22 protein-coding genes are annotated in these 26,086 nt (G+C 61.4%); 11 read left to right on the top strand and 11 right to left on the bottom strand.

The features are described 5' to 3' along the window. Positions 1-2: 2 nt before the first annotated feature. Positions 3-1,103 carry a cysteine desulfurase family protein gene (locus HKD31_RS12630; RefSeq protein ID WP_228120665.1) on the bottom strand — a complete coding sequence of 367 codons (1,101 nt, stop codon included), beginning with the start codon at positions 1,101-1,103 and terminating at the stop codon, positions 3-5. 137 nt (positions 1,104-1,240) lie between these two features. Here HKD31_RS12630 and HKD31_RS12625 point away from each other — a divergent pair, with 137 nt between their 5' ends. The 9 genes from HKD31_RS12625 (at position 1,241) to HKD31_RS12585 (ending at position 11,203) form a co-directional block, all read left to right on the top strand. Further along, complete coding sequence (locus HKD31_RS12625) at positions 1,241-1,906, top strand: alpha/beta hydrolase (protein WP_011252909.1); 666 nt, start codon at positions 1,241-1,243, stop codon at positions 1,904-1,906. A 118-nt stretch (positions 1,907-2,024) separates the two neighbouring features. Continuing rightward, positions 2,025-2,948, top strand: coding sequence for an ABC transporter ATP-binding protein (locus tag HKD31_RS12620; protein WP_194265387.1), 924 nt, complete (start codon positions 2,025-2,027; stop codon positions 2,946-2,948). Beyond that, positions 2,945-4,351 (top strand): ABC transporter permease, encoded by a 1,407-nt coding sequence (locus tag HKD31_RS12615; RefSeq protein WP_194265388.1) that lies wholly within the window; start codon positions 2,945-2,947, stop codon positions 4,349-4,351. The genes HKD31_RS12620 and HKD31_RS12615 overlap by 4 nt, the downstream gene beginning before the upstream one ends. Positions 4,352-4,457: 106 nt before the next feature. Then, on the top strand, positions 4,458-5,708 hold the full coding sequence (gene tyrS / locus HKD31_RS12610; protein WP_194265389.1) for a tyrosine--tRNA ligase: 1,251 nt from the start codon (positions 4,458-4,460) through the stop codon (positions 5,706-5,708). Between the two features lie 119 nt (positions 5,709-5,827). After that, entirely contained in the window at positions 5,828-6,379 is a 552-nt protein-coding gene (locus tag HKD31_RS12605) for a hypothetical protein (RefSeq protein WP_194265390.1), read from the top strand. After that, positions 6,379-7,503: a sensor histidine kinase gene (locus HKD31_RS12600; RefSeq protein ID WP_194265391.1), complete on the top strand. Its 1,125-nt coding sequence runs from the start codon at positions 6,379-6,381 to the stop codon at positions 7,501-7,503. Before HKD31_RS12605 ends, HKD31_RS12600 begins: the two co-directional genes overlap by 1 nt. Beyond that, positions 7,500-8,105: a response regulator transcription factor gene (locus HKD31_RS12595; RefSeq protein WP_141353618.1), complete on the top strand. Its 606-nt coding sequence runs from the start codon at positions 7,500-7,502 to the stop codon at positions 8,103-8,105. The genes HKD31_RS12600 and HKD31_RS12595 overlap by 4 nt, the downstream gene beginning before the upstream one ends. A 161-nt stretch (positions 8,106-8,266) precedes the next feature. Then, complete coding sequence (locus HKD31_RS16300; protein ID WP_338085580.1) at positions 8,267-8,623, top strand: J domain-containing protein; 357 nt, start codon at positions 8,267-8,269, stop codon at positions 8,621-8,623. 66 nt (positions 8,624-8,689) lie between these two features. Further along, the gene (locus HKD31_RS12585; RefSeq protein WP_194265392.1) at positions 8,690-11,203 is read left to right on the top strand and encodes an excinuclease ABC subunit UvrA; all 2,514 of its coding nucleotides are present in this window, start codon (positions 8,690-8,692) and stop codon (positions 11,201-11,203) included. A gap of 77 nt (positions 11,204-11,280) precedes the next feature. Here HKD31_RS12585 and HKD31_RS12580 read toward each other — a convergent pair whose 3' ends face one another. The 4 genes from HKD31_RS12580 to HKD31_RS12565 form a co-directional block, all read right to left on the bottom strand. Then, positions 11,281-11,853, bottom strand: coding sequence for a DUF4291 domain-containing protein (locus HKD31_RS12580; RefSeq protein ID WP_194265393.1), 573 nt, complete (start codon positions 11,851-11,853; stop codon positions 11,281-11,283). Between the two features lie 181 nt (positions 11,854-12,034). After that, a complete protein-coding gene (locus HKD31_RS12575) occupies positions 12,035-12,628 on the bottom strand; it encodes a LutC/YkgG family protein (protein ID WP_194265394.1) in 594 nt (197 codons plus the stop codon). Then, positions 12,625-14,148 (bottom strand): lactate utilization protein B, encoded by a 1,524-nt coding sequence (locus HKD31_RS12570; RefSeq protein WP_041111752.1) that lies wholly within the window; start codon positions 14,146-14,148, stop codon positions 12,625-12,627. The genes HKD31_RS12575 and HKD31_RS12570 overlap by 4 nt, the downstream gene beginning before the upstream one ends. Beyond that, complete coding sequence (locus HKD31_RS12565) at positions 14,145-14,888, bottom strand: (Fe-S)-binding protein (protein ID WP_011252898.1); 744 nt, start codon at positions 14,886-14,888, stop codon at positions 14,145-14,147. The genes HKD31_RS12570 and HKD31_RS12565 overlap by 4 nt, the downstream gene beginning before the upstream one ends. Before the next feature lie 385 nt (positions 14,889-15,273). Between HKD31_RS12565 and HKD31_RS12560 the strand changes: the two genes are divergently transcribed. After that, positions 15,274-17,652, top strand: a complete 2,379-nt coding sequence (locus HKD31_RS12560) for a flagellin N-terminal helical domain-containing protein (RefSeq protein ID WP_194265395.1) — start codon at positions 15,274-15,276, stop codon at positions 17,650-17,652. Positions 17,653-17,659: 7 nt separating this feature from the next. Here the strand turns inward: HKD31_RS12560 and HKD31_RS12555 are convergent, their stop codons facing one another. Genes HKD31_RS12555 through rpe form a run of 3 tightly spaced genes read right to left on the bottom strand, consistent with a single transcriptional unit; the run spans position 17,660 to position 21,130 of the window. Next, positions 17,660-18,778, bottom strand: a complete 1,119-nt coding sequence (locus tag HKD31_RS12555) for a glycosyltransferase (protein ID WP_194265396.1) — start codon at positions 18,776-18,778, stop codon at positions 17,660-17,662. A gap of 25 nt (positions 18,779-18,803) precedes the next feature. Next, on the bottom strand, positions 18,804-20,456 hold the full coding sequence (locus tag HKD31_RS12550; RefSeq protein ID WP_194265397.1) for a heparinase II/III family protein: 1,653 nt from the start codon (positions 20,454-20,456) through the stop codon (positions 18,804-18,806). Further along, the gene (rpe, locus tag HKD31_RS12545; protein ID WP_194265398.1) at positions 20,453-21,130 is read right to left on the bottom strand and encodes a ribulose-phosphate 3-epimerase; all 678 of its coding nucleotides are present in this window, start codon (positions 21,128-21,130) and stop codon (positions 20,453-20,455) included. The genes HKD31_RS12550 and rpe overlap by 4 nt, the downstream gene beginning before the upstream one ends. Before the next feature lie 156 nt (positions 21,131-21,286). Between rpe and HKD31_RS12540 the strand changes: the two genes are divergently transcribed. Next, complete coding sequence (locus HKD31_RS12540) at positions 21,287-22,546, top strand: AGE family epimerase/isomerase (RefSeq protein WP_194265399.1); 1,260 nt, start codon at positions 21,287-21,289, stop codon at positions 22,544-22,546. A 13-nt stretch (positions 22,547-22,559) separates the two neighbouring features. On the opposite strand, the gene HKD31_RS12535 is transcribed toward HKD31_RS12540, so the two are convergent. The 3 genes from HKD31_RS12535 to HKD31_RS12525 form a co-directional block, all read right to left on the bottom strand. Then, a complete protein-coding gene (locus HKD31_RS12535; RefSeq protein WP_194265400.1) occupies positions 22,560-23,153 on the bottom strand; it encodes a YdcF family protein in 594 nt (197 codons plus the stop codon). Then, entirely contained in the window at positions 23,144-24,382 is a 1,239-nt protein-coding gene (locus HKD31_RS12530) for an MFS transporter (RefSeq protein WP_062495454.1), read from the bottom strand. Before HKD31_RS12530 ends, HKD31_RS12535 begins: the two co-directional genes overlap by 10 nt. 136 nt (positions 24,383-24,518) lie before the next feature. Further along, complete coding sequence (locus HKD31_RS12525) at positions 24,519-25,973, bottom strand: methyl-accepting chemotaxis protein (RefSeq protein ID WP_338085579.1); 1,455 nt, start codon at positions 25,971-25,973, stop codon at positions 24,519-24,521. Positions 25,974-26,086: the final 113 nt, after the last annotated feature.

Here is a 26,086-nt window from a genome sequence, read left to right as displayed (position 1 = left end):
CCTCATTTCCGCAGACGCCGCGCCATCGCCTCATAGGCCTCACAGAACGCCTCGACCTGGGCCTCCTGCACATTCCAGGGCAGCGAAACGCGGATGGCCTGCGACGCGCCCTCCGTCTCCCCCATCGCCCGCAGGACATGCGAAGACGACACCTTCCCCGACGAACAGGCCGACCCCGCCGAGACGCAGAATCCGGCCAGATCCAGCGCCATGAGCTGCACCTGAGCCGCTACCCCATCCAGAATCAGGCAGCTCGTATTCGGCAGCCGAGCCACAGCTTCCCCGGCAACCCGCGCGCCAACATTTTTCGCAGCCGTTTCGACCCGATCCTGAAGACGTTGCACCGGAGCCCAGTCCTGCGCACGCGCCGCATCGAACGCCGCCGCCATGCCCAGAATGGCCGGCAGAGCCTGCGTCCCGCCCCGGCGTCCCCGCTCCTGACCGCCACCAGCCACCAGCGCGTCCATAGGCTCGTCTTCCGCCAGCAGCAGCGCGCCCGCCCCTTTTGGCCCACCCATCTTGTGCCCGGACACCGCAACACTGCATCCGCCCAGCGCAAACGGCACCCGCCCCGCGCTCTGCACGGCATCGACATGCACATGTGCCCCCGAGTCGCGACAGACCGCCAGCACGTCCTCCAGCGGCGAAAGCACCCCCGTCTCGTTATTCGCGGACATCACGCAGACCAGCGCCGGTCCGGTGTCCTGCAACCGCGCGCGCAGGTGTTCCACGTCCAGAATTCCGTCCCTGTTCACGGGCAGGATTTCAGCCTCCGGCGCGGCCCTGAGGATGGCATCATGTTCCGTAGACCCAACGAAAATCCGGCGTTCCCGTCCGAAAGCATGAACCGCCATCGCATCGGCTTCCGTCGCCCCGGATGTAAACACGCAGGTGCCGGAAATCCGCCCGAAACCCGCTGCAACCCGGCTGCGGGCATCCTCCAGAAACCGCCGCGCTTCCCGTCCCTCGGCATGCACCGAAGACGGGTTTCCGGACAGCATCATCCCCTCCAGCGCCGCCTCCTTCGCGCAGGGGCGCAGAGGCTCAGTGGCGTTGGCATCCAGATAGGTCGTCCCGGAGACGGTCTTGAGTGCAGTCATCATGTTTTCCAGATTGGACAAACTGGCGGAAATCGCAACGCCGTGTCGATTTTGGTGGAAATCGGGTTTTGCGAATCGATATACACTGCGTCACCGGACGGCAGAGTTCCAATCCTGCCTGACACAGTGCGAGAGTATTCATGCCTGAAGTGATGTTCGCCGGCCCCGACGGCCGGCTTGAGGGTCGTTACCACCACTCCAGCGAACCCAACGCTCCGCTTGCCCTGGTGCTGCATCCCCATCCGCTCCACGGCGGCACCATGAACAACCGTATCACCTATACGATGTATCGCAGCTTCGAGAAGATGGGCTTCTCGGTGATGCGCTACAATTCGCGTGGCGTGGGCCGGTCCCAGGGCCGTTACGATGGCGGTATCGGCGAGATTTCCGATGCAGCGGCAGCCCTCGACTGGATGCAGATGGTCAATCCGAACTCCACGGAACTGTGGATCTCGGGCTATTCCTTCGGCGCCTTCGTGGGCATGCAGCTCCTGATGCGCCGCCCCGAGATCAGCGGCTGGATCAGTGTGGCCCCGCCAGCCAACGACTACGATTTCGGCTTTCTGGCCCCCTGTCCGTGCAGCGGCCTGATGATTGCCGGCGGCCGGGACGAAATGGCTCCCGAGCCGGGCATCCGCAAGCTGGTGGACAAGCTGAACACCCAGAAGAACGTGACCGTCGACTATCGCATCTTCGAAGACGCCGACCACATCTTCGCCAAGCAGGCCGACCGGGTTGCTGAAGCCCTCGAAGACCACGTGAACACGATGCGTGGCCGCAAGGCGCTGGCTCTGGCCGCAGACTGATCCGGGACATCCGCCCCGTCAGACACTTCAAAAATGGCTCTCCCTTCCGGAGAGCCTTTTTTGATTCGGGCTGCACAATCCCTTGCTCCGTCCAGACAAATATGTAACCGGATATTTCATGCAAGACCGAAACATTCTGCACCCCGCCGCCCCTTCGTCCCTGCCTGTGGAGGTCTCGCACCTCACCAAGAGCTTCGGGAGCTTCCGGGCGCTGGATGACGTCTCCTTCTCCATCGCGCAGGGCGAAACTGTAGCCCTTCTGGGACGCAACGGGGCGGGCAAATCCACGCTGATCGGATGCCTCATGGGCTTCCTGCTCGCGGATGGCGGCAGCATCGACATTTTCGGTCACAGCATCGCGGCCCTCCCCCGCGAAATCCGGGCACGGACAGGCTTCGTTCCCCAGACCATGACCGGTTTCGGCAGCTTCCGCGTCGCCCAGCTCATGGACTACATCGCCGCGTTCTACGGGGAGCTTCCCCCCATCGATCCGGCCCTGATCGCCTGGGCCGACCTCGATCCGAAAAAGCAGGTGCGCTCCCTGTCGGGTGGCCAGAAACAGCGCCTGGCCATCGTGCTCGCCATGCGTCACAACCCCGAGTTTCTGGTTCTGGACGAACCCGTCGCCAGTCTGGACCCCCATGCCCGGCGCGACTTCATGAACCTGCTCGATACCTACACGCAGCGGACCGGCGCCAGCATCCTGATCTCGTCACATATCCTGTCCGATCTCGAACGCCTGTGCTCCCGCCTGCTCTTCGTCCGGCAGGGACATGTCGTGCTCGACGTCCCGACCGAGACCTTCCGCGCCACCACGCGCTGGCTCGAACATCCCACGCCCGACCAGCTCCTCGCCGCCCTGCCCGCCGATCTCCAGATCCTCGGCCAGCGTCCCGATGCGCTGCTGGTGCATGGCTGGACCGGAGACCTGATCCTTCCCGAAGGCACCCTGACAGTCATTCCGGATTTCGAAGACGCCTTTCTGGAAATCACGGCGCCGCGCACGGCACCTGCGACTGAAACCCCGGATGCCGCGGCATGAGGAGTTTCCTGCCCTCGGGCGCACTGGAACGCAGCGACATGATCCGCGCGCTGCGGCTCTATGGGACACGCATTTTCCTTGTCGGCAATCCGATGATTTTCACGGCTGTGATCTTCATCCTGCTGGCGGGTCTGACGGCCCATGAACTGCACACCGCCCTCCTGACCCAGAGTCTGGAAAAGGCGCTCAAACACGCCAATGTCTTCAACGCGGCCATCGCCGCGACCTTCGTGCAGAACTGCCTTCAGACCCATTCCGGCAACCAGATCGGCGCATCCCAGGCCCCCGCCATCCCCGGCCTGCTCCAGGCCGAGGCCCGCGCGGCAGCCCTTATGTCCATGGTGGCCATCCTCGCCCTTTCCGGTCTGCTCGCCTGGAGCGGCCTGCCCCTGCATGACACGCTGTTCTACACGCTTCTCAATACCGTGCCGGCCGTCATCCAGTGGTATGCCCCGCCGCAGCAGGCTTCCCGCCGGATCAAGGGCATCACGGCGGTCATTGGCGTTGGCCTGCTGCTCGGCCTGATGCTCCTGACCTTCGCCACCGATTTTCCGCTCTGGGCCCTCACACGCCCGGCCCTGCTGACCATCCCGGCCGATCTCGCCATGATGGGCCTCCTGACGGCCGCCATCATGACTCTGCCGAACCGTCTGCATTCCCCGGCGATGATGGCCCCCACGGACGGCTTCACTGCCTCGACCCCGGATTTTGCACTTCCCGAAACGACGCCCCGTGTCGCCCCGCGGGATCTCAGCTTCTACCAGTTGCGGCAGATGCTCCTCGCTCCCGCAGCGCCGACCAATCTGCGCAACGATCTCCTGACCAGCCTGTTCATGCCCGCCTGCGCGGTCCTGATCATGGGGAGCCTGCCGCTCGGACATGGCAGTTTCGGCAACCGGATCGCGCATCTGACCCCCGGCATGACCATCCTGATCGCCCTGCAGGACGCCTGGATCAGCAACCGCAAACACTGGCCGCTGCTTCTGACAACGGGTCGCTTCGGCAGCCGGCTGGACTTCGTGCGGGCGGTTTTCACCGCCAAGGCCAACAGGGTTTTCATGACGGCCCCGCTGCGCACGCTGAGCCTCATGCTGCCGGTCACCCTGTTCAAGCCGCTCGCGCCCTCGCATGCCCTGCTGGACGCCGCAGAACTTCTGGTTGCAACCCTCGGCGTGACGTTCTGCTGCCCGCTGCCCTTCCTCGTCATGAAGCAGCCTCCGCAGGGTGTCATCGTTGCAGCAACCGTCGCGCCCGCCTTCGTGCTGCAATTCTGCAATCCGTTCATTCTGGGCAGCCGCATCTTCGGGCCGGTCGCACTGGCCTTCGCCGCCCTCGGGACACTCTGCTTCTTCGTCGTCCCGTCCCGCATGGCCCGCACCGACTGGCCTTACGAAACGGAATGAGCACTTGGGCCGCCGCCATGGCCGCTGCTGGAGTTTCCGCTCCGGCGCTGGTCATGCTAGGGTCCGCGTCCTTTCCTTCCCTGTAGCAGCGTAGCAAGACCGACCCATGCCAAAGAGTCCGTTCCTCCTCGAAGCCCAGGCCCGCGGCCTGATCTTCCAGTGCACCGACCTCGACGCCCTCGACGAGGCCATGCTGGCCGGACCGATCACCGCCTATGTGGGCTTCGACCCGACCGCGGACTCCCTGCATGTCGGCAATGCGCTCTCCATCATGGCGCTCCGTCTGCTCCAGAAGCACGGCCATCGCCCGATTGCGCTGATGGGTGGCGGCACGGCCAAGATTGGCGACCCGTCCTTCCGCGACGAGGCCCGCTCCCTCATCACGAACGAGACGATCGCGCACAACATCGCCGGGATCGAAAAATCCCTGCGCCAGTTCATCACTTTCAGCGATGAAGACCCGTCCAGCGGTGCCATCCTCGCCAATAATGCCGACTGGCTGGACAAGCTGTCCTACATCAACCTGCTGCAGGATGTGGGCGTGCATTTCTCGGTCAGCCGGATGCTGGGCTTCGACAGCGTTCGCCAGCGTCTGGAACGCGAACAGGGTCTGACCTTCCTGGAATTCAATTACTCCATCCTACAGTCCTATGATTTCCGCGAACTGAACCGCCGTCACGGCGCCGTCCTGCAGATGGGCGGCTCGGACCAGTGGGGCAACATCGTCTCCGGCATCGATCTGACGCGCCGTACGGACGGCAAGCAGATCTTCGGCCTGACCACCCCGCTCGTCACCACATCCTCGGGCGCCAAGATGGGCAAGTCCGCCAAGGGCGCGACCTGGGTGCGTCCGGAGAAGCTGCCGGTCTTTGAATACTGGCAGTTCTGGCGCAACACCGAGGACGCCGATGTCGGCCGCTTCCTCAAGTTTTTCACGGATCTTCCCGTTGAGGAGTGCGAGCGTCTGGGCGCGCTCGAAGGCTCGGAAATCAACGAGGCCAAGAAGATCCTCGCGACCGAGGCCACCGCCATCTGCCACGGCCGCGCCGCCGCCGAAGAAGCCGCCGAAACAGCCCGCCGCGTCTTCGAACAGGGCTCCGCTCAGGCCGCGCTGCCGGAAATCGACCTGCCCGCCAACCTGATCGCCGAAGGCCTGCCCGCTTTCCGCGTCTTTCAGGAAGCCGGCCTCGCTGCCAGTGGTGGTGAAGCCCGCCGCCTGATCCGTGGCGGTGGCGGTCGCGTCAATGACGTGGTGGTCTCGGACGAGAACCAGACCTTCACGCTCGACGACCTGCGGGATGGTGTCCTGAAGGTCTCGTCCGGCAAGAAGAAGCACATCCTGCTCCGTCCGGTCTGAGCCCCGTCATGACCCCAGCCATGACCGATGTCATCCGCGACATCTGACACTGCACCCTGTTTTCCAGCGCAGGAACGGGCATCCTCACGGCGGGTAGCCCCGGCAGAGACGGAACGCGGATGATGACGGAACGGAAAAACTGGCGTGGCCTGCTGACCGACTGTGCAGGTCTGGCCTTCGCGGCTCTCTGGGCTGCACGCGGCGCACAGGCGGCCACGCTTCCCATCACCCTGACCGTTGCAATCCTCGCCATCCCGACGATCCTTCTCGTCCTGGGCTTCATCCGGCGCGACCTCATTCTGCGCGGCCCCGAAATCACTCTCGACCCAAAGCTGGCGCGCCGTATCAAAATCCTGCGCTTCATCGGGATTTTCATCGCCGCATCATGGACACATGCCCATCACCAGCTGGATCTGTTCTATCCGCTCCTCGGCGCCATCATCGGTCTGTCTTATATCCCGCTGGGCCGTGCCCTGAAGGAGCCGGTTCATCTCTTCATGGGCGGCGCCATAGTCCTGATTTCCGGCCTTTCCATGCTCCTGCCCGAACCGCATCACCTTGAAGTCGCGGGTTTCGGCACGGCCATCGCCATCTGGGCTGGAAGCGCCATGCGACTATGGCGTTCGGGCGTATTCTTGACCCCGGACACGTCCTCAACCACCCTCGCCTGATGGCCGCAGATTCCCTCTCCCGCCATCTGGCAGACCGCAAGACGCCGTGGCCCCATTTCAACCAGTATCTGGTGGCCTATCTGAGCTACCTGCTGTTCTATCCGGTCCCCTGGCTGCTGGGCTATCACCGCCCCACGCTTGCCGGCGTCCTGTTTTCCACGGCCGCCATGCTGGTCTTCCTGCTGGTCTATTTCGCGCCCTACCGGAAAGACCGGTATTACGGCTACGGCGAGATCATCCTGACCGACCTGATCGGCTATGCCTGTGCCTGGACGCATGGGGACTGGGAGGTCTACTGCATTTTCGCCGCCGGGATGTGCGCCCGCCTGCCCGGAAAGCGGCAGTCCATCACGATGGTCATCCTGCTTCAGGTCGTCCTGATCATTTCCGGGCATTTCCGCCACAAGACCACGCTGGAAGTCATCCCCGGCGCCTTTTTCAGCATCATCACCTATATGGGCACGCTGGTGCAGTGGCAGCTCGGCATCCGCAATTTCGAACTGCGCGAAGCCCAGAACGAGATCCGCACCCTCGCCACGACCGCCGAGCGCGAACGCATCGCGCGTGATCTGCATGATCTTCTCGGCCATTCCCTGACGGTCATTTCCGTGAAAGCCGAACTGGCCGACCGCCTGTTCACGTCCGATGCCCCCCGTGCGCGGCAGGAAGTCGCGGAAATCAGCCAGATCGCCCGCACGTCCCTGCGCGAAGTCCGCGAAGCCGTCGCCGGCATGAACGGTGCGTCGCTTCAGCGCGAACTGGACCGTGCCCGCAAGGCCCTGAATACGGCTGGCATCACGCTCGTTCTGAACGGTCACGCCCCCTCCGCCGATCAGCCGCAGAACAGCGTGCTCGCCCTAGCCCTGCGCGAAGCCGTCACGAATGTCATCCGTCATTCCGATGCCCGGACCTGCACCCTGACCTTCCAGCAGAACGCGGAAGGCCATATCCACACCTTCACCCTCGAAGACGACGGCCCGCTCCAGGCCCCACAGCCAGCCCGCAGCATCGTCGAAGGCAACGGCCTGCGCGGCATGCGCGCCCGGCTTGCCGCCTCAGGCGGTACGCTAACCCTCTCCCCCCAGCCCCAGGGCTTCAAGCTGACTGCAACGACACTCCCATGATCCGCCTCATCCTCGCCGAAGACCAGACCATGCTCCTCGATGCCTTCGAGGCCCTGCTGCAACTCGAAGACGACATCCGGATCGTCGGACGGGCGACCGACGGGCGCGAGGCGCTCGACCTGATCCGCGAACACCGCCCCGATGTCGTCCTGACCGATATCGAAATGCCCCATGTCACCGGCATCGAGCTTGCGGAAAAGATCCTTCAGGAAGGCCTGCCCAGCCGCGTGATGATCGTGACGACCTTCGGCCGCTCCGGCTATCTGCGCCGCGCGCTTCAGGCCGGTGTGCGCGGCTACATGCTCAAGGACGCGCCCATCACGCAGCTCGCCGCCGCCATCCGCAAGGTCGCGGCAGGCGGCCGGGCTATCGCACCCGACCTGGCCGAAGCCGTCTGGGACGCTCTGCCCGATCCCCTCTCCGAACGCGAACGCGCCATGCTTCGCCTCGCCGAAGCCGGACGCACCAACCGCGAAATCGCCGAGGAACTGTCCCTCTCTTCCGGCACGGTCCGCAACTACTTCTCGGAAATCGTGCAGAAACTCGATGCCCGCAACCGCATCGAGGCCGGACGGATCGCTCGGGCAAACGGCTGGCTCTAACAGGGACGGGAAAGACAGTCCGGAGAAAGAAGTCGCTCCCTGAAGTCCACCCGGCCATGATAGGATAGCCTGCAACTACTGGCGGAAGACTTTTCATACAGCTTCTCGCGCTCATCGGAGCAGCGTTTCTTGTCTACTGGGTCCTGACGCATCTGGGACTTGTGTTCGGGCTCATCTTTGCTTTCGCGAAGTTCATCATCCTTACGCTTGGAGCCCTGGTCATTCTGGGCATCGTGATGCAGATGATCCCGGGGAAAAAGGATGCAGGAAACACCGATCAGAAAACAGCGGAAGACCCGATCGATGAGCCGCCTGCGGACCGGACATGGTTCGAAGTCCTCGGCGTCAGCGAATTCGCATCGCCTGACGACATCAAGCGCGCCTATCGCGATCTGATCCGCCAGTACCATCCGGACAAGGTCGGCGCGATGGGAGAAAAAATCCGCGAACTGGCCATGCGCGAGACACAGCTCATCAACGCCGCTTTTCAGGAAGCACGCCTCAGCCGCGGCTTCTGAGGCGTGGTTTGTGTACTCTGATGTCTGGCGGGTCTACACTCCTGCGGACATCATCAGGAGTGCCCCATGTCCCAGACGCCCTCGCCCCATGAGATGATCCGCGTCCGAGGGGCGCGGGAACACAATCTGGAAAACGTGGACGTGGACCTGCCGCGTGACCGCCTCGTCGTCGTCACGGGCGTTTCCGGGTCCGGCAAGTCCTCGCTGGCCTTCGGGACGATTTATGCCGAGGCGCAGCGGCGCTATCTGGAGTCCGTCTCCCCCTATGCCAGGCGCCTGTTCGACCAGATGCCGGTGCCGGTCGTGGCCTCCATCGACGGACTACCGCCCGCCGTCGCGCTTCAGCAGCAGCGCGGCGGAAGCAGCAGCCGCTCCAGCGTTGGCAGCCTGACGACGCTCTCGAACCTGCTGCGGATGCTCTATTCCCGCGCAGGCACCTATCCGCCCGGCCTGTCACGACTGGAAGCGGAGTCCTTTTCGCCCAACACCCCCATGGGCGCCTGCCCGAAATGTCACGGGCTCGGCCGCATCTATGACGTGACGGAACAGACACTCGTTCCCGATGACAGCCTGAGCATCCGCGACCGTGCAGTCGCAGCCTGGCCCACGGCGTGGCAGGGACAGAACTTCCGGGACATTCTCATCACCCGTGGCGTGGATGTGGACTGCCCCTGGCGCGACCTGCCGAAAAAGACCCGCGACTGGATCCTCTACACGGAAGAAACACCGACCGAGCCCGTCTATCCCGGCCGCACCCATGCTCAGGTCATGGACGCCATCAAGCGCGGCATTCCGTCTGATTACAACGGCACCTTCAGCGGCGCGCGGCGCTATGTCCTGCACACCTTCACGCAGTCGCAGAGCGAGAAAATGCGCAAACGCGCGGCGTCCTTCATGGTCTCCGCCCCCTGCCCGGTCTGCCACGGACAGCGTCTGAACCCCGATGCCCTGCGCGTAACATTCGACGGACTGAACATCGCCGACTTCGCGAGCCGTACCCTCGAAGACATCGCCACCTCGCTCCGCGCATCCGCCAAAACCCTTGCGAACGGCAAGGACGCCACGGCCGTAGCAGCGCGTAGCATGGTCGACGCCATGATCGAACGCATCGACGTGCTGCTGGATCTGGGTCTGGGCTATCTCCAGCTCGACCGGGGCGTGCAGACACTCTCGCCAGGCGAATACCAGCGTCTGCGGCTTGGCACCCAGATCCGCTCAAACCTGTTCGGCGTGGTCTATGTGCTGGATGAACCCAGTTCCGGCCTGCATCCTGCCGACACGCAGGCCCTTCTGCGGGCACTGGACGGACTGCGCGACGCGGGCAATTCGCTGATCGTCGTCGAGCATAATCCGGACGTAATCCGCCGTGCGGAATGGCTGGTGGATGTCGGCCCGGATGCCGGGGAACGCGGCGGCCGCGTCCTCTATAGTGGCCTGCCCGACGGCCTGCGGGACGTGAAAGACTCCCGCACCCGCCCCTATCTGTTCGGTACAGTCCAGCCTCGCACCACACCGGTCCGCAAGCCACCCGGTACGCTGGAACTGACCGACATCTGCTGGAACAATCTGGACCATCTGGCCCTGACGCTCCCGCTCGGAGTGCTGGTTTCAGTGACAGGTGTGTCAGGGTCCGGAAAGTCCAGCCTGGTCGGACAGGCGCTCGTGTCCATCATGGCCCGCGCTCTGGGCCAGAAAGTAGACATCGACCCCGACGACGACAGCACGGATGATGCCCCGCCCCCCGAACACCGCGAACCCAAGGGGAACGTTTCGGGTGGAACCGGCCCGATCAAACGCATGGTCATGATCGACCAGAAGCCGATCGGGCGGACCCCGCGCTCCAATCCCGCAACCTATACCGGCCTGTTCGACACGATCCGCCGCCTGTTTGCCGAAACGCCGGACGCCAAAAAGCGCCGTTTCGATGCCGGATGGTTCTCCTTCAATGTCGCCAAGGGACGGTGCCCGCGCTGTGAGGGCGTGGGAACAGTCGATGTGGAGCTTCTGTTCCTGCCAACCGTGCAGACACCCTGCCCCGTCTGCCACGGCAGCCGCTACAAACCCGAAGTACTGGAAGTCCTGTGGAACGGGCACAGTATTGCGGACGTGCTGGGCCTGAGCATTGACGATGCCTGTGACGTCTTTGCGGATGTGCCGGCTCTGGCGCGCGGCTTCGATACCCTGTGCCGCGGGGGACTGGGCTATCTCCGGCTCGGACAGCCCGCCACCGAACTGTCAGGCGGCGAAGCACAGCGCATCAAGCTCGCGACCGAACTTCAGAAACAGCGCAGCGGACATGTGCTCTATGTTCTGGACGAACCCACAACCGGCCTGCATCCGGCCGATGTGGACCGGTTGATGCTCCAGCTTCAGGCTCTGGTCGATCAGGGCAACACCGTCGTGCTGGCCGAGCATGACATGCGCGTAGCAGCGGCCAGTGACTGGATCATCGACCTCGGCCCCGGTGCAGGACGCAAGGGCGGCCGGATCGTGGCCTCAGGAACACCGGAGGCCGTCGCGGCCTCAGAACACAGCGTCACCGCTCCGTTCCTCCGCCGCTATGTTGCCCCAGGTTCATAAACTTCAGGAACGATTACTTGACCGATTTTACGACCTACAGCGTAAATGGCACGTCACATTGTAGTTCTGCATCCCACTCAGACAGAGAACCCGTAAACTGATTCCTTTGGAAGTTTTTTGCGCGCATTTTCCAGATCACCAGATAAAACGCAGGCATGAATGTCATGAGCAAGGTCTGTCATATCTGTGATTTTCTGTATCCATTCACCAGTATAGAGACTGACAGCATCTTTACTTAGTCCAATTTGAAGAGAACGATAGGGCAGAGGCTCAAGCTGCAAATTGCGTTCTGGATCCCATTGAACTCGCACAGGCGATTTAAGTTTAAGCCTGTTCCATTCTTCGGGACTTATGGAATGATCCCGATGGGTGTTGCAGCTATTCGTGAGAGCCCACTCAAAGCCTGTGCGCGTAATATCCACGGCAAGAATTCGGCGTTGCCCCGCATCCTTGTAGCCCCATCCCGCTCGATACATCATCCACAGAAATGAGGGTTTAATCCAGGTCATACGTTCCATTTTGAACGTAGGCGGTCGAAACGTACCGTTTGATAGGGCAGCATCCGCTATTTCATCGCTATAGGCCTGATAGACACGGATTGTCTTGTGATCGAAGACGGCACGTATCTGAAACTGCTCAATATTTTCCAAAGGAAATCCATATATTTAAATTCGTTTTCCAGATCGCGTCCAATCCGGACACTGCACTTGTCCGTACAGTCATGGGCAGCTTAATAGCAGGCAGCCCAAAGGGGGAACCCAACAAACAGTTGGATTCCCCCTAATTCTTCTGCTCCCCCTCAGGGGTGCAGGGTTGATGCCACCATCTGGATCAGGATGCGGGGTGAAACAGCACGCTCAGCGAGCGCACACCCTGCGCCCCGTGCACAAGCACACCCTCGATATCCGCTGTCGCTGACGGACCGCTCTGGAACACGGCATAATGCGCCTGCGTCCATTCCGGGCGTTGGTAAGCATTGTGCAGGTTATACACGATCTGCGTCGGATCCAGCAGGACTACCAGATGCTGCGGCAGAAAGCCCGTCGTGTTCACGAGAAGCTGTTTTTCCGTGAAGCACAACGATCCCGTCTCCGCCACACCGAACGCCGCCCGCAGAACGGCATATTCAACCGGCGCAATATCCGTCGGCTTCGTCTGGGGCGTGATCTGCATATCCCCCTGAAATTCCGGCACACAGGACAGGACCGGTCCCGGCTTGACGATAGCCTGACGCACGGGCGCCATCGGATCGGCCGCATCCGGGGTCAGCATCTTGCCGCCCATGCGCTCAAGCGACTTCTGGAACAGTGCCTTCAGGTCGGCTGGTGCGGCCTGATCGAACAGCGGCACAGTCGGTCGGGGACGGTCGCCCTGGACGTGGTTTTTCCGGATTGTGTCCAGAATGGCTTCGCGTGAACCGCTCATGACTTTTTCCCTTCGTCCTGCTGCTTCCGGTTCTTGCGATACCATTCATTGAACGTCTGTTTGGGCGTCTCGGGAATATCGCGCTTGCGGCCCCAGGTATTGAGCTTGTTGTAGAGCATGAAATGCGGAAGATGCCGCAGCGCGCTGCGTCCCAGCGGCAGACTGGCCCGATAGACCACCGGGGATGCCAGAACCTCGCCGGCCGCCTTCATCATGACCTTCTTGACCGGGGAGATTTCCCCCTCGCCTGCCAGCGTCTTGCGCCAGTCAGCGATCTGTTCGTGAATATTGATCTTCACCGGACAGACATTGGTGCAGCTGCCGTTCATCGTCGAGGAATACGGCAGGTTGCGGTATTTGTGGACGTTGAAGGTCGGATCGATGATCAGCCCGATCGGCCCGGCGTAGGTCGCGCCGTAGCTCAGGCCACCACTGCGCCGGAAAACCGGGCAGGTATTCATGCAGGCGCCGCAGCGGATGCATTTCAGTCCCGGCCAGAACTTTTCCATGCCAAGCCGGGCGGAGCGGCCGTTGTCCACGAGCACGACATGCATCTCGCTTCCCTTGCGGGGACCGCGGAAATGGGACGTATACTGCGTGATCGGCGAGCCCAGAGCACTGCGCGACAGCAGCCGCACAAACACGGCCAGATCATCCAGTCCGGGGATCAGCTTTTCGATCCCGATGGATGCGATATGCAACGGCGGCGTGTTGGCGGAAAGATCGGCATTGCCTTCATTGGTGCAGACAACGAACGTGCCCGTCTCCGCAACCACGAAATTGCCGCCCGTCATACCGGCCTGCGCCGAGAGGATCAGCGGGCGCGTGGCTTCGCGCTGACATTCCGTCAGGTAATGGGCATCCGCATTGTCAGGATCGGAACCGATTGTTTTGGCAAAAACACTCGCGACATCGGTCCGCAGCTTGTGCACGGCGGGCACGACAACATGGCTGGGTGCTTCATCATCCAGCTGCTGGATACGCTCGCCAAGATCCGTTTCGATGACCTCGACATTGTTCTCGGCCATGAATTCCCGGAAGCCACATTCCTCCGTCAGCATCGACTTGCTCTTGATCAGCCGTTCGACGCCCTTACTGCGCAGGATCTCGAGAACGATGGCGTTATGCTCGGCCCCGTCCTTGGCCCAGTGGACCTTGATCCCGTTGGCCGTCGCATTTTTCTCGAACAGCTCAAGATAGTAATCGAGTTTGGAAAGCGTGTGCTCCTTGATGCCCGAGGCTAGGTTTCTGAGCTCTTCCCATTCCTCGATCCCATGCATTTCCTTGTCACGCTTCTGGCGCAGGTCCCACAGACGCGCGTCATGCATAGCCTCGTGTTCGGTCGCCGCCATGAAGCGGTTTGCCGCCTCGGACTGATCGACCGGCCGGTTCCCGTGGATTTTCGCACCACGGGGCTGAGGTTCCGAAATCCGCGATTTCAGCGGCCGGGAGGATGCCGCGCCGTGATCCAGCTGATCGGCATGCGGATCGGTCAGTTCTTCATGCAGTTCGGCGGTCATGCGCGTGCTCCATTCAGGATCTGGGCGATGTGGATGTATTTGAGATTGGCGCCCATCCGCCGGGCACAGCCTTCCTGATGCATCATGCAGGAGCTGTCGGAGGACGTGACATATTCCGCCCCGGATTTCAGCTGGTCCGTAACCTTGTCCTGACCCATCTTGGCCGAGACACCTTCCTCGAACACGGAGAACGTCCCGCCAAAGCCGCAGCATTCATCAGGCCGCGTCAGATCGGCGAATTCGATCCCCTTGACCATCTTCAGGAGCGCTTTTGGCTTGGAAAAGGGCTCCTCACGGCGCTCGGTCATGCTGGCGATCCGCAGGTTCCGCAGCGTGTTGCAGTTGTTGTGAAGCGCAACACGATGCGGAAACTCGGCCCAGGGAAAGGCATCGACTTTCAGGACATCATGCAGGAACTCGACCAGTTCGTAGGTCCGGCTGCGAACGTGTTTGACGGCGTCGCTCTGCTCGATGGCCGTCATGTTGTTGCGGACCTGATTCGTGCAGCTTCCGGATGGCGTGACAATATAATCGTATTTTTCAAAATTACGGACGAACAGTTCTTCCGTCTTGGCCGCTTCACGCTCGCAGCCCGTATTGGTCATGGGCTGGCCACAGCATGTCTGGTCAACGGGATACTCGACGGACAGCCCAAAGCGCTCCAGCAGTTCCAGAGTCGCAATTCCTGTCTCGGGGTGAAACATGTCCACGTAACATGGAACGAACAGACCGACCTTCATGGGGAATACCTTTGTCTTCAATCATCTCGTGCGACGACAGTCTCATGAAAATAGCGCAGAAACAAAAGACAAGTTTACGGGAGAATCGAAGTCATCATAACCAGAGTATTTTAGTCCTGATAATAACACCAAAACAGAATAGTGAATTATGGATGCTTTGCAAATTACAATGAATAAATGTATTTCACATCCTTAAGTATTAATTCATGCTTCCATTAAAATTCTCCGGGCCTGCAATTCCATCCCCAATACCCAATCCCTTCGATACAGAATGTCCGGAAAAATTTTTTCGCCGCTGAAAGACAGACACTCCTGCCATTAACGGAAAATTATATCGAGGCTGACATCCTCGTAACATCCTGCGTTTTCTGAGAAGTACAGATCCGTGCTGAGTGTGAATAATGCCGCCGTTCTCTCCGGGCTCCAGGCCCTGTCCCAGGCCACCACTGCGCTGAACAAGACCGAAACAGCAGTCTCAACCGGAAAGAGCGTCTCGACCGCCTCGGACAATCCGGCGATCTATTCCATTGCCAACACCATGCAGGCCCAGTCCTCTGCCCTGACCGGCATTTCACAAGGCCTGAATGTTCTCGGACAGATCGTCCAGACGGCCAGTGCCCAAGGCACACTCATCAACAATGCCCTGACCTCCCTCGCCGCCAATATCAGCGAGGGGCAGAATACCGGCATCGACACCAGCACCATCAATACCCAGATTTCCCAGACACTGACCCAGATCGACTCCATGGCCTCATCCGCCACATTCAACGGCGTCAATCTTCTGGCGGGCGCCCTCGTCAGCGGCGTCAATTACAGTACCGCGTCTACGTCGCTGGACGTGTATGGCGGGACGCTCAAGATGGCCGGCAACAATGCCACCTCCGCAGGGCTCGGCCTTTCAGGCCTCAACGTCGATCAGGCCGGTGTCACCATTCCGTTCGACCCGGAATCCCTGGTCATTGCCGGCCCCAAAACCACCACCCTGACCCTACACAATATCGCCCAGGCCACCGGCACCGGAACGGCCCAGGATCCGGCAGTCCAGTACCAGTTCGTCGCCGAGGAAAGCGATACCGGAGCCAATAATCCGGGAACATCCACGCTGGCCACGATCAATACCGCCATAGGAGGGGGAGCGGATCTTCAGTGGGATCCGAGCACCGGCGACCTGACATCCGGCACCAACACCGTTATCACGTCCCAGTACACTGATCCGAACGGTGTGAAATTCTATACGCTGAATTCCGGCGAAGCCATTCAGGTCTCGCAGGGCAGCAACGGCAATCCGGTCTATACCGTGAGTTCTGCATTCGATGCGTTGGGCAATCCCACCGCACAGAGCGTGATCACCCCCGTCACCATAACATCCGCCGGATCGGGGAAAATGGACGACGAGGCCATTTCGGACACATTCATGACAGCCATTTCCGGCCAGGGTTTCCATGTCGACCGCAGCAGCACCGATGGCGCACTGACCATCAGCGGCGGGAACATCTACGCGCCGTCCCTGTCTTCCAGCCCCAGTGTCTCCGCTCTGACCAATGCCATCAACACGGCGCCTCTGTCCGGCCACATCGTTGCCGTGTCGAGTGATACCAAAACCGTCTCCGTCGCCCAGAGAAATGACGATGGCACCCTGGCTTACGACAGCAGCGGGAACATCAAGACCACACCTTCAACGGAAAGCTTCGTTTCCACCTACGGGCAGCAGGTCAGCCTGAGCTCTGCCCAGGCCAGCCTCGCCGATCCCATTGCCACCCGGATGGATTTCAACACGAATGGCACCGCTGCCGGAAAGGATGGCTACCAGCTCGTCCTGAACCAGACGACCAGCGACGGAAAGCTTTCCAGTTCGCAGACCATAGCCGGCAGTCTCCAGTCCCTGGTCGACAGCACGCCGGCAATGACCGTGGATGCCACCACCGGCATTCCTGCACCTTCAAAAATCATTTCACAAAGCGGTGGGAGTACGGTCTTCGCAATCTCCACAACTCCCACAGGCGTTCCCACGTATGTCAGCCTTGAAAAGGACGGAACAACCGGCAATCTGACCTATGCCGTCTCCTCATCTTCCGACTTTCCGCAGGGAGAGACGCAGAATATCGTGGCCGTAAACGTCACACCCGACATGACGTCCCCCTCCACGTATCAGGACAGTCTGTTCACCCCGATCGTCGACACGCTGACCTCCCTGGGCATCAGTACGGCTTCCAGCAGCATCGACAGCGGCACGCTTTCCATCGTTGCAAGCGGTTCGAATATCGCGGGCTCCCTTCCTTCCGGCACGGTCACCGCCGATGACGGAACGCCTGTCTGGGCAACGCCAGCAGCACCTTCTGTCTTCAGCAACATCCAGCACCCTTATGACAGTACGCTGGATACCTACCTTTCCGTCTACCATTCCGTACCAGCCAACAGCTTTCTGCTGGCCGCAGACAGCAGAAACTTTTCTGGAAGTACGATCACAGGCCAGCAGGTCAGCGGTTATCAGGTCGCGATCGGAGCCGTAACAGCGGCCATTTCGAAAATGACGTCCATCAACGCCAACCTTGGCGACAGCACCAACCTCATTTCGCAGCTGACGAAGAACACCGCCGCCCAGCAGGATGCCATCACCACCGGAATATCCGCCCTGACCGACGCCGATCTGGCAAAACAGAGCGTTCTGCTTCTTTCCGCCCAGACCAAACAGCAGCTCGCCGTGCAGTCCCTTTCGATCATGGATGGGCAGTCCTCAATGATCCTCAAGCTTTTCCAGGGCTGACAGGGTTTCAGGAACAGGCTTTTTCCATAAGCGCCACGACATGCTTCAGGATATGCCGTTCGTCATACGCCTCAAGCGCGACCTGCCGTCCGGCCGCGCCCATCTTCTGTCTTAACGCTGCATCCTGCGTCAGTGTGCGCAGAGCCTTTGCGAGAGGCATGGACAGGCCCGGCGGAACCAGAAATCCCGTTTTGCCGTCCAGCACCTGCTCTCTCGGCCCCCGGACATCCGTCGCCACGACCGGCAATCCCGTCAGCATCGCTTCGATGACCGACATGGGCAGCCCCTCGAAATGGCTGGGCAGCGCAAACACATCTGCGGCCCTCAGCAACTCCGGGACGTCTTCACGATATCCAAGCATCCGCAGACGCGGGCCAAGACGGTCGCGCGCGCACTCGAAGGCTGCCGTCAGATCTGCACCATGATCCGAAGGCAGACGCTCCCCAACCACCCAGAGCTCCGCCTCCGGCACGTCTTCCATCGCACGCAGCAGTTCGGGATGACCCTTGTGCCGCACCAGGCGCGACACCACGATGACCACCGGCCGGTCTTCCGGCACCCCGAGCTCCCTGCGCAAGCGTGCACGCGTCTCCGGATCGGGATGGTAGCGCCGGGGATCACGACCGTTGCCGATGGCAATGGGGTTACGGTTCAGATGCAGCCGGCGTGCGTCCCGCGCCTCTTCACGGGAGACCGTCATATACAGATCCGTTATGCGCCCTGCCGCCCATTCCAGGATCAGGGAAAGCATCCGGCGACGCCATGATCCCGGCTGATTGAACAGGAAGCCATGGCAGGTATAGGCCACGACGCGCACTCCGCAGAGCCGCGCGGCAAAGCGCGCCAGAATTCCGCTGATCGGCATGTGCCCATGGACCAGATCAGGCTTTTCCCGCCGGATCAGCCTCACCAGAGCAACAAATGCCCTGTACTGCGCCATTGGGGAAAAGGAGCGGGCCATCGGAACACCATGCACCGTAAAGCCCTCGGCCCGCACAGGCTCCAGATGGGAGCCTTCGGCACAGGCCCCCTGAACGTCATGCCCGGCATCACGCAGCTCCCGCATCAGCGGCAGCAGGAACTGCCGGAGCGCAAAATCCACGTTGGTGATTTCAAGTATCTTCACAATCGCATCCCGGACACGAAACAGCCTATTCCGGGATGCGTTCGAGCAGCCAGGTCACGCTCTGATGCGTGCGTTTGACCGCCTTCTCGGCGTCAGTTTTTTCATCAGCCGGTGGGGCCTCTCCTTCCGGCGGAGCCACGTCAGGAAGGGCCCGCGGCGTAATGATGATCTGCTGGCAGACTTCGCGCTTTCCGCGCCCCAGATAAACGTCGTTTTCCAGCCGCACGGCGCCGTCACGCTGCCTGAAACGCCAGATCGCCCCGCCAACCTGCAGAATGATGTCCTCATCATCCTGCGTCACTTTCACATCCGGATGGATATGGAAGCGGATGGCAAAGTCGATATTGCGTTCCCCATCAATGATTTCCTGCCCGCGCAGATCCTCGCCATCAGAGCCGAAATACAGGCGACGGGTCCATTTTGCGCCCAGCGGCGCGTGGTAGCCATCATGCGACAGATCCAGCCAGTGCGCGGAACCGTCCGTCTGATGATCGCAGGACACGGTAACCGGCCGGCGCGTCATGCCGCCATCCGGTCCGAAGTCCGCGGACGACAGACCATCTGCTACCAGTACCGTATGCGCGGCACTGCATCGCATGGCATCACGCCAGGCCCCGACCACGGCGCTTCCGCAATTCACGAACAGGCGATGACGCTGGTGCGAGAATTCGAAGGACAGCGTTCCGGCATGCGCCATGCTGTCAAAACCGGCTGGCGCGGGGGGACCGCTGTCCACGAGCAGCAGTGATTTGCCGAGTGCCAGCCGCGTGAATTTTCCCTGCGGCATGGCAGGCGCAATCAGCTTCTGCCGCGAGCCCTGCGCCAGAACGTCTTCCACAGCCGCACTGTGCCGCTCGTTTGCCCCGTTAAAAACCGCAAGACCGCCATCCCCATGCCGCATCGCCCGCAGCACGGGACAGACCTTGTCCAGCGCCCGATCGATAAAGGGCGGAACACTGGCATGGGCGGTACGGAACATGACGGACATTTCCGCCAGTTCCCGCGCAACAAGGAACTGCGCCTCCGGGCTGCGCTCCACCACTGTGCCATCCGCCAGAACCAGCCGCTCCAGTTCCCCGGGCAGATACCGCAGGAATCGGGACATGAACCCCGTCTGCTCAGGCATCGCCATGGCTGCCGCCAGCAGTCCCCGGAATGCCATCAGGCCACGCGTGCCCTGCGGGGGCAGAGGCAGAAGGGCAGCGATGGTCCGGCCCTCCACCAGCATCCGTTCCATCAGACGCTGCTGAAGCCGCGGATCGGCAGAGGCCAGGCAGAACTCATGATTGGACAGCCACGACGCCAGGCGGGACCCCGTGACACACGCATCGCGAACCAGCGGATCGGTTGGCGGATGCGCCAGCCAGTCACTGACGAGTCCCCGCGCGGTCAGGCGGGCCCTGTCGCTCCCGAGGGTCCGCAGATCCCGCAACCAGTTGAAGCCGTGGAGCCATTCGCGCACCGGCTCCGGCCAGGGACCACGCTCCCAGTTTCCGTTCGGCAGCGGATAGTCCTGTCGGTCGAAACGGAAATGGCCACCAATCAGGCGTGCACCCTGATCCGGATCGCCTTTCCAGGGATCACGGAACGCATGCACTGGGCCTTCGGAAGCAGGCCCCCCGAAGGGCAGACGGGCAAGGGAGAGACGAAGACCTCGAAGCCAGCGACTGCCTGTCATCCGGTAATCTGTTCCACGAACGGTCCTTCAAGCGCCCTGATGGCAGCATCCCGGTCCTCTTTTCCGAAAATGGCCGATCCGGCAACGAGCATGGTGGCACCGGCCTCAACCACGCGCGGTGCCGTACTGGGGTCGATCCCCCCATCCACGGCAAGGATGATGTCCCGACCGCTCTCCCGGCTCATTTCCGCGAGCGTCCTGATCTTGGAAAGCTGGCTGTCGAGGAAACTCTGGCCGCCGAATCCCGGATTGACCGTCATCACGAGGATGATGTCCACCAGATCCATGACTTCCGACAGCGCCACGGCAGGCGTCGCCGGACAGATGGCAACGCCGGGACGACAGCCCAGGGCGCGGATGGTCTGAAGCGAACGGTGCAGATGAGGCGCGTTCTCGACATGCACCGTGATGTGATCGGCGCCTGCTTTCGCAGTGGCCTCCAGATACGGGTCCACCGGATCGATCATCAGATGGACGTCGAATTTCGCATCCGTATGCTTGCGAAGGGCCGCAATGACCGGAGGGCCAAACGAGATATTCGGCACGAAATGCCCGTCCATCACATCAAGATGAAGCCAGGGCGCACGCGCAATGGAGGCGATCTCTTCCCCGAGGCGGGAAAAGTCAGCAGCCAGAAGGCTGGGAGCGACGATGATCGAAGGACGGTCAGTCATACTGTCATGTATCGGCAAACCCATCGCGCGACGCAAGCCACATCCGCATCCGTGCGCATCTTCGTGAGCATCATGTCTGTCCACACACCCTTCCGGAACCCCGGCGTCCCTGAAACGTCCTGATAGCCACATCTGTCGACCTGCCCGGAGTGCCTCATGACCGACCGCCTTTCACCCACCCTCCTCAGCCGCGACAGCTGGATCCGCCGCCCCTCTCACCGGACGTGGCTGGAAATGCAGGGTCGCCGCCTTCTGGATTTCAGCAAGGGCGGGTGCATAGACGGCGGTTTTACCGGGCTGGATCTGGAAGGCACGCTGCCTGAAAATGCGAAACCCGAAGCCACGCTGACCGCGCGCTGCGTGCATGCCTATGCCGTGGCCGAGCTTCAGGGTCTCCCTGGAAGCGCGCCGCTCGTCGCCCATGGAATCCATGCCCTGCGCACGAATTTCCGTGATGATGCCCATGGCGGCTGGCAGCATTTCGCGGACAAGGACAATGACCGCAAGCAGGCTTACCTGCACGCTTTCGTAGCCCTCGCCGCATCCTCGGCCGTCCTGATCGGGGCGGAGGGCGCGGGCGATCTGCTCCGGGATGCGATCGATCAGATCGAAACCCATTTCTGGAGCGAGGAGGAAGGCGTCATGCGCGAGAGCTTCGCCCCGGACTGGTCGGACGAGGAAGACTATCGCGGCGCCAACAGCAACATGCACTCTACCGAGGCCTTCATGGCGCTGGCGGACGTCACCGGTGACGTGAAATGGCTCCATCGCGCCCGGCGCATCGTCACGCGCTTCGTGCATGAACTGGCCGCCGCGGAAGGATTCGCGATGCCGGAGCATTTCAACCGCAACTGGACGCTCATGCGCGACTATCACAGCGACAAACCCAACGATGATCTGCGCCCCTACGGCATGACGCCCGGGCATTTCGTGGAATGGGCCCATCTGACCCTGAAGCTTGAAGCCGCCCTGCTGCGTCACGGCCTCGCAACGCCGGAATGGATGCTGCACGACGCGCAGGCCCTGTTCGAGACCGGGATGAACACCGGATGGAACGCCGATGGTCGGCCCGGCATGCTCTACACCATCAACTGGGAGCACGGGCCGCACAACCGCAGTCGCATCCACTGGGCGCAGGCCGAAGCCCTGACGGCGGCCATCAACCTCTACAAACGGACCGGCAACCCCCATTACGAACACTGGTACCGCATGATCTGGGACTATATCGACACAACCCTGATCGACCGCGATTTCGGGAGCTGGTTCAACGAAGTCAGCCCCGAAGGCGAGCCTACCGAAACGATCTACAAGGGCAAGGGAGACCTGTATCACGCCTATCAGGCCACGCTCGCCCCGATGATGCCGCTCGCCCCGTCCCTTGCCACGGTCATCGAGCAGATCGGCGTCCCCTACTGATCTCCCCCCCGTCCTAGGGCGCTTTCGTCAGCACATAGACCGGAAGCGCTACAGAATCCCGGAACAGGTACCAGAGTTCCACCATCCGGAAGCGGCACGGCGCCGCTCCCGAGACCGGTTTCACCCCAGCCCGGCGAAGTGCCCATTCCGACCGCAGGACATGAAACCACTGCGTGACCACAATAGCGCCCTGGGGATGCAGCCGGGCGACATGCAGGGCCGTCAGCCAGGTGTTGTTTCCGTGCGAATCCACAATAATTGCCGAAGCCGGAACATCCCTGGCCATCAGCCAGTCCGCCATGATCCGGGCTTCGTCCTGATGGTTGCCGCTTTCGATCGCACCGCTCACCATGATCTTCCGCACAAACCCGGCACGCCACAACCGCAGCCCTTCTTCCAGCCGCTCACGCAGCGCCGGTCGCGGCTCCCCCTTCTGCGTAACGGCTGTTCCGAGGATAACCGCCATTTCCGAGCGGACCGGCACAGCCGAGACACCCCGGAACGCCACCCATCCCATCCAGAGCAGCAACAGACCGAACAGCACCACGACACCAACCAGTCCCCGACGCAGCCTTCTGACGATCATGCCCCGAGACGTCAGGAGCATGTCTCTTTTCCAGCCTGCAACCGGTGCAGGTAAAGCAGCGCCACCCCGGCCGCCAGAATGCCGGAGAGCGATCCCACCCCCAGAGCCCAGCGGGGACCCAGACAGTTCGCAACCATGCCCACCAGCGGTGCCCCCAGCGGAGACGATCCGGCGAAAACGGCGAAACGGATCGACACCACACGCCCCCGCATGCCGGGATCCGTCGCCAGTTGCATGTAGCTGTTGCTCACCGCCGTGAAGGTCAGCGACGCCATGCCGGCCATGACCAGCGTGACGGCAAAAGCCCAGTATCCCGGCGAAAGCGCACCCAGCAGACAGGCCAGACTGAAGACGACGGCCCCCTGCGGCAGGGCCGAAAACTGCATGGTCTTCCGACTGGCGGCGAACAGGGCCCCGGTGATCGTCCCAACCGCCATGGCCGAATTCAGAACTCCATAGCCATGTGCCCCAACGTGAAAGACGCTGACGGCCATGGTTGAGATATAGATCGGGAAATTGAGACCGAACGCCCCGAGCAGAAACAGCATGAACAGGATGGTCCGCAGGTCATCGCGCTTCCAGACGTAGCGCACGCCTGTCAGCAGATCCTGTTTTTCCTGATGCGCATTTTCCGGTTTGACGGGTGCGAGACGATGCAGTTCCTGTGTCCGCAGGGAGAGGAGCGACATCAGCACGCCATAAAACGAAAGCCCGTTCAGAATGAACGACCAGCCCGAGCCGAGTTCCGCAATACAGAACCCCGCCACGGCCGGCCCGATCATACGCCCCGCATTATAAGAGACGGAATTGAGCGCAACGGCGTTGGCCAGATCCGCTTCGCCCACCAGTTCACCCGCGAAAATCTGCCGCACCGGGCTGTCAAACGCCGCCACACAGCCGCTCAGAAACGCAAACAGGTCCACTTCCCACAACCGGATCAGGCCCGTCACCACCAGAACCCCCAGCGCAATGGCCAGAGTTCCAAGTGCAGCCTGCGTCAGCAGCAGAAAGCGATGCTTCTCCACCCTGTCGGCGATTTTCCCGGTCCAGAAAATCAGCAGGAGCGGTGGCGCGAGCTGAAGCGCCATGACGATGCCGACAGCCGTCGCATCATGCCGGGTCAGTTCCGTCAGGACCAGCCAGTCCTGCGTCGTCATCTGCATCCAGGTCCCGATATTCGAGACCAGGGCCCCCATGGCCCAGATGCGGTAATTACGTCTCCCCAGAGAACGGAAAGCGTGCCCCATCATGGGCAGGATCCGTCATTCAGGACAGGAGAGCACAAGGAACGAGCCGGCATGCCGCCAGTGTCGGGAATATCAGGCCCGATGTCGAGGCATGTCGCGATAATGTTCCACCGTCCCGGCCGGGACAGGACCGTCTTCGTCAGCCTTCTACCGCAGCAAGGCTCCGGTTTGCAGGATGCATCCAGTCATCGGATGGCGGGGCTGGAGCAAAGCGGAATCTGGACAGTTCGGCGAAAAGATCCTTCGCCTCGTTGCTCAGGTTCCGGCACGCCACGTTGACCTCTTCCACCATGGCGGCATTCCGCTGGGTCATCTGGTCCATTTCATTGATGGCCTTGTTGATCGTCTCAAGACTTTCAGCCTCACCCGTCGTGGACCGGGAAATCTCTTCAAGCAGCGACGTGATCCCGTCCACATGCTGGCTGATGACCTTCATCGACCGATCCGCCTCGCCGACGAAATGAACACCTTCTTCCACCTGACGCCCCGAGGACGTGATGATGTTGCGGATATCCTGGGCGGACTTGGCCGAACGCTGGGCCAGAGCCCTGATCTCCTTTGCGACCACGTCAAATCCCTGGCCCGCATCACCGGCGCGCGCGGCCTCGATCCCCGCGTTCAGCGACAGGAGATTGGTCTGAAACGCGATCTCCTCGATCAGGCCCAGAATGCTCTCGACCTGCCGCGAGGAGGCCCGGATTTCCCCCATGACCGTATTGGCCGAATGCATGACCCCCGAAATCACAACCGTCTGGGCCCGTGTTTCCAGAGACGTCTCACGCGCCTGCACCGCGGAGCGGGCGGTTTTGCCGACTGTCTGCGTGATGCTGTTGAGGGACGCGGCGGACTGGGCAAGGTTGACGGCCTGCCGTTCTGTCCGCTCGCTCAGTTCCGCGGAAGCCGAAGCGATTTCCGATGTCCCGTTGGCAATCATGGACGTTGCATCGGAAATCCTGGCAATCGCCGTGCGGTAAATATGGATGAGTGTATTGAAATCCCGCCTGAACTCTTCAAACCGGTCCTGAAAATGCTCCTGGAACGTGAAGGTCAGGTCCCCCTTCTTCACGATTTCCATCCCGGCGCAGATCGTCCCGATCGTTTCGCTCTGCAGCCGACGGATGCTTTCGCTCTTTCCGGAGAGTTCCTTCTGGATACGCGCGGCCTCACGCGCCTCGGTGGCCGAGATTTCCTGAAGCTTCAGCTGGTTCTGGCTGTTTTCCCGAAAGGACTGAAGGGAGCGGGCCAGACGCCCGGCGCAGTCCTGATGATGAAGGCACGGAATGGTGATGTTGAGCGCCCCCCCGGCCACTTTTTCCGTGGCCGCCGTAATCTCCTCGAAGGGAACCGCGACGATACGGATGGCAAATCTGGCGATCAGGAGCGTCAGGGCAATCTGGAACAGCAGTCCCGCGCACTGCGACAGGGTCTGTTCATGCCGGTAATGCACGAACAGATGCTGAAAAACCTGCTCAACCATGAACTGAAGTACAGAAACCAGAATCAGAACGGCAAAGAGCACCTTGATTTTCTGGCGGACATAGGCGGTTTTTTCAATCCAGTTCAGCATGAGAGCCTTTTTGACCTCTGGTCTCACGCTATGTTCAGGGAGGGGCGTGAGTGTTTGTAAATTTATACCATCGTTATTAATAAAAAATGAACATTCTCCTCAGAGCTGTTCGCAACATACCCCTGGTCGTATGCGACGCC

Origin of the sequence: Gluconobacter potus (assembly GCF_015244705.1) — a bacterium.
Taxonomy (GTDB): domain Bacteria; phylum Pseudomonadota; class Alphaproteobacteria; order Acetobacterales; family Acetobacteraceae; genus Gluconobacter; species Gluconobacter potus.
Note: the sequence above shows the minus strand (reverse complement) of the source record. Positions and strands in the feature narration are given on the sequence as shown.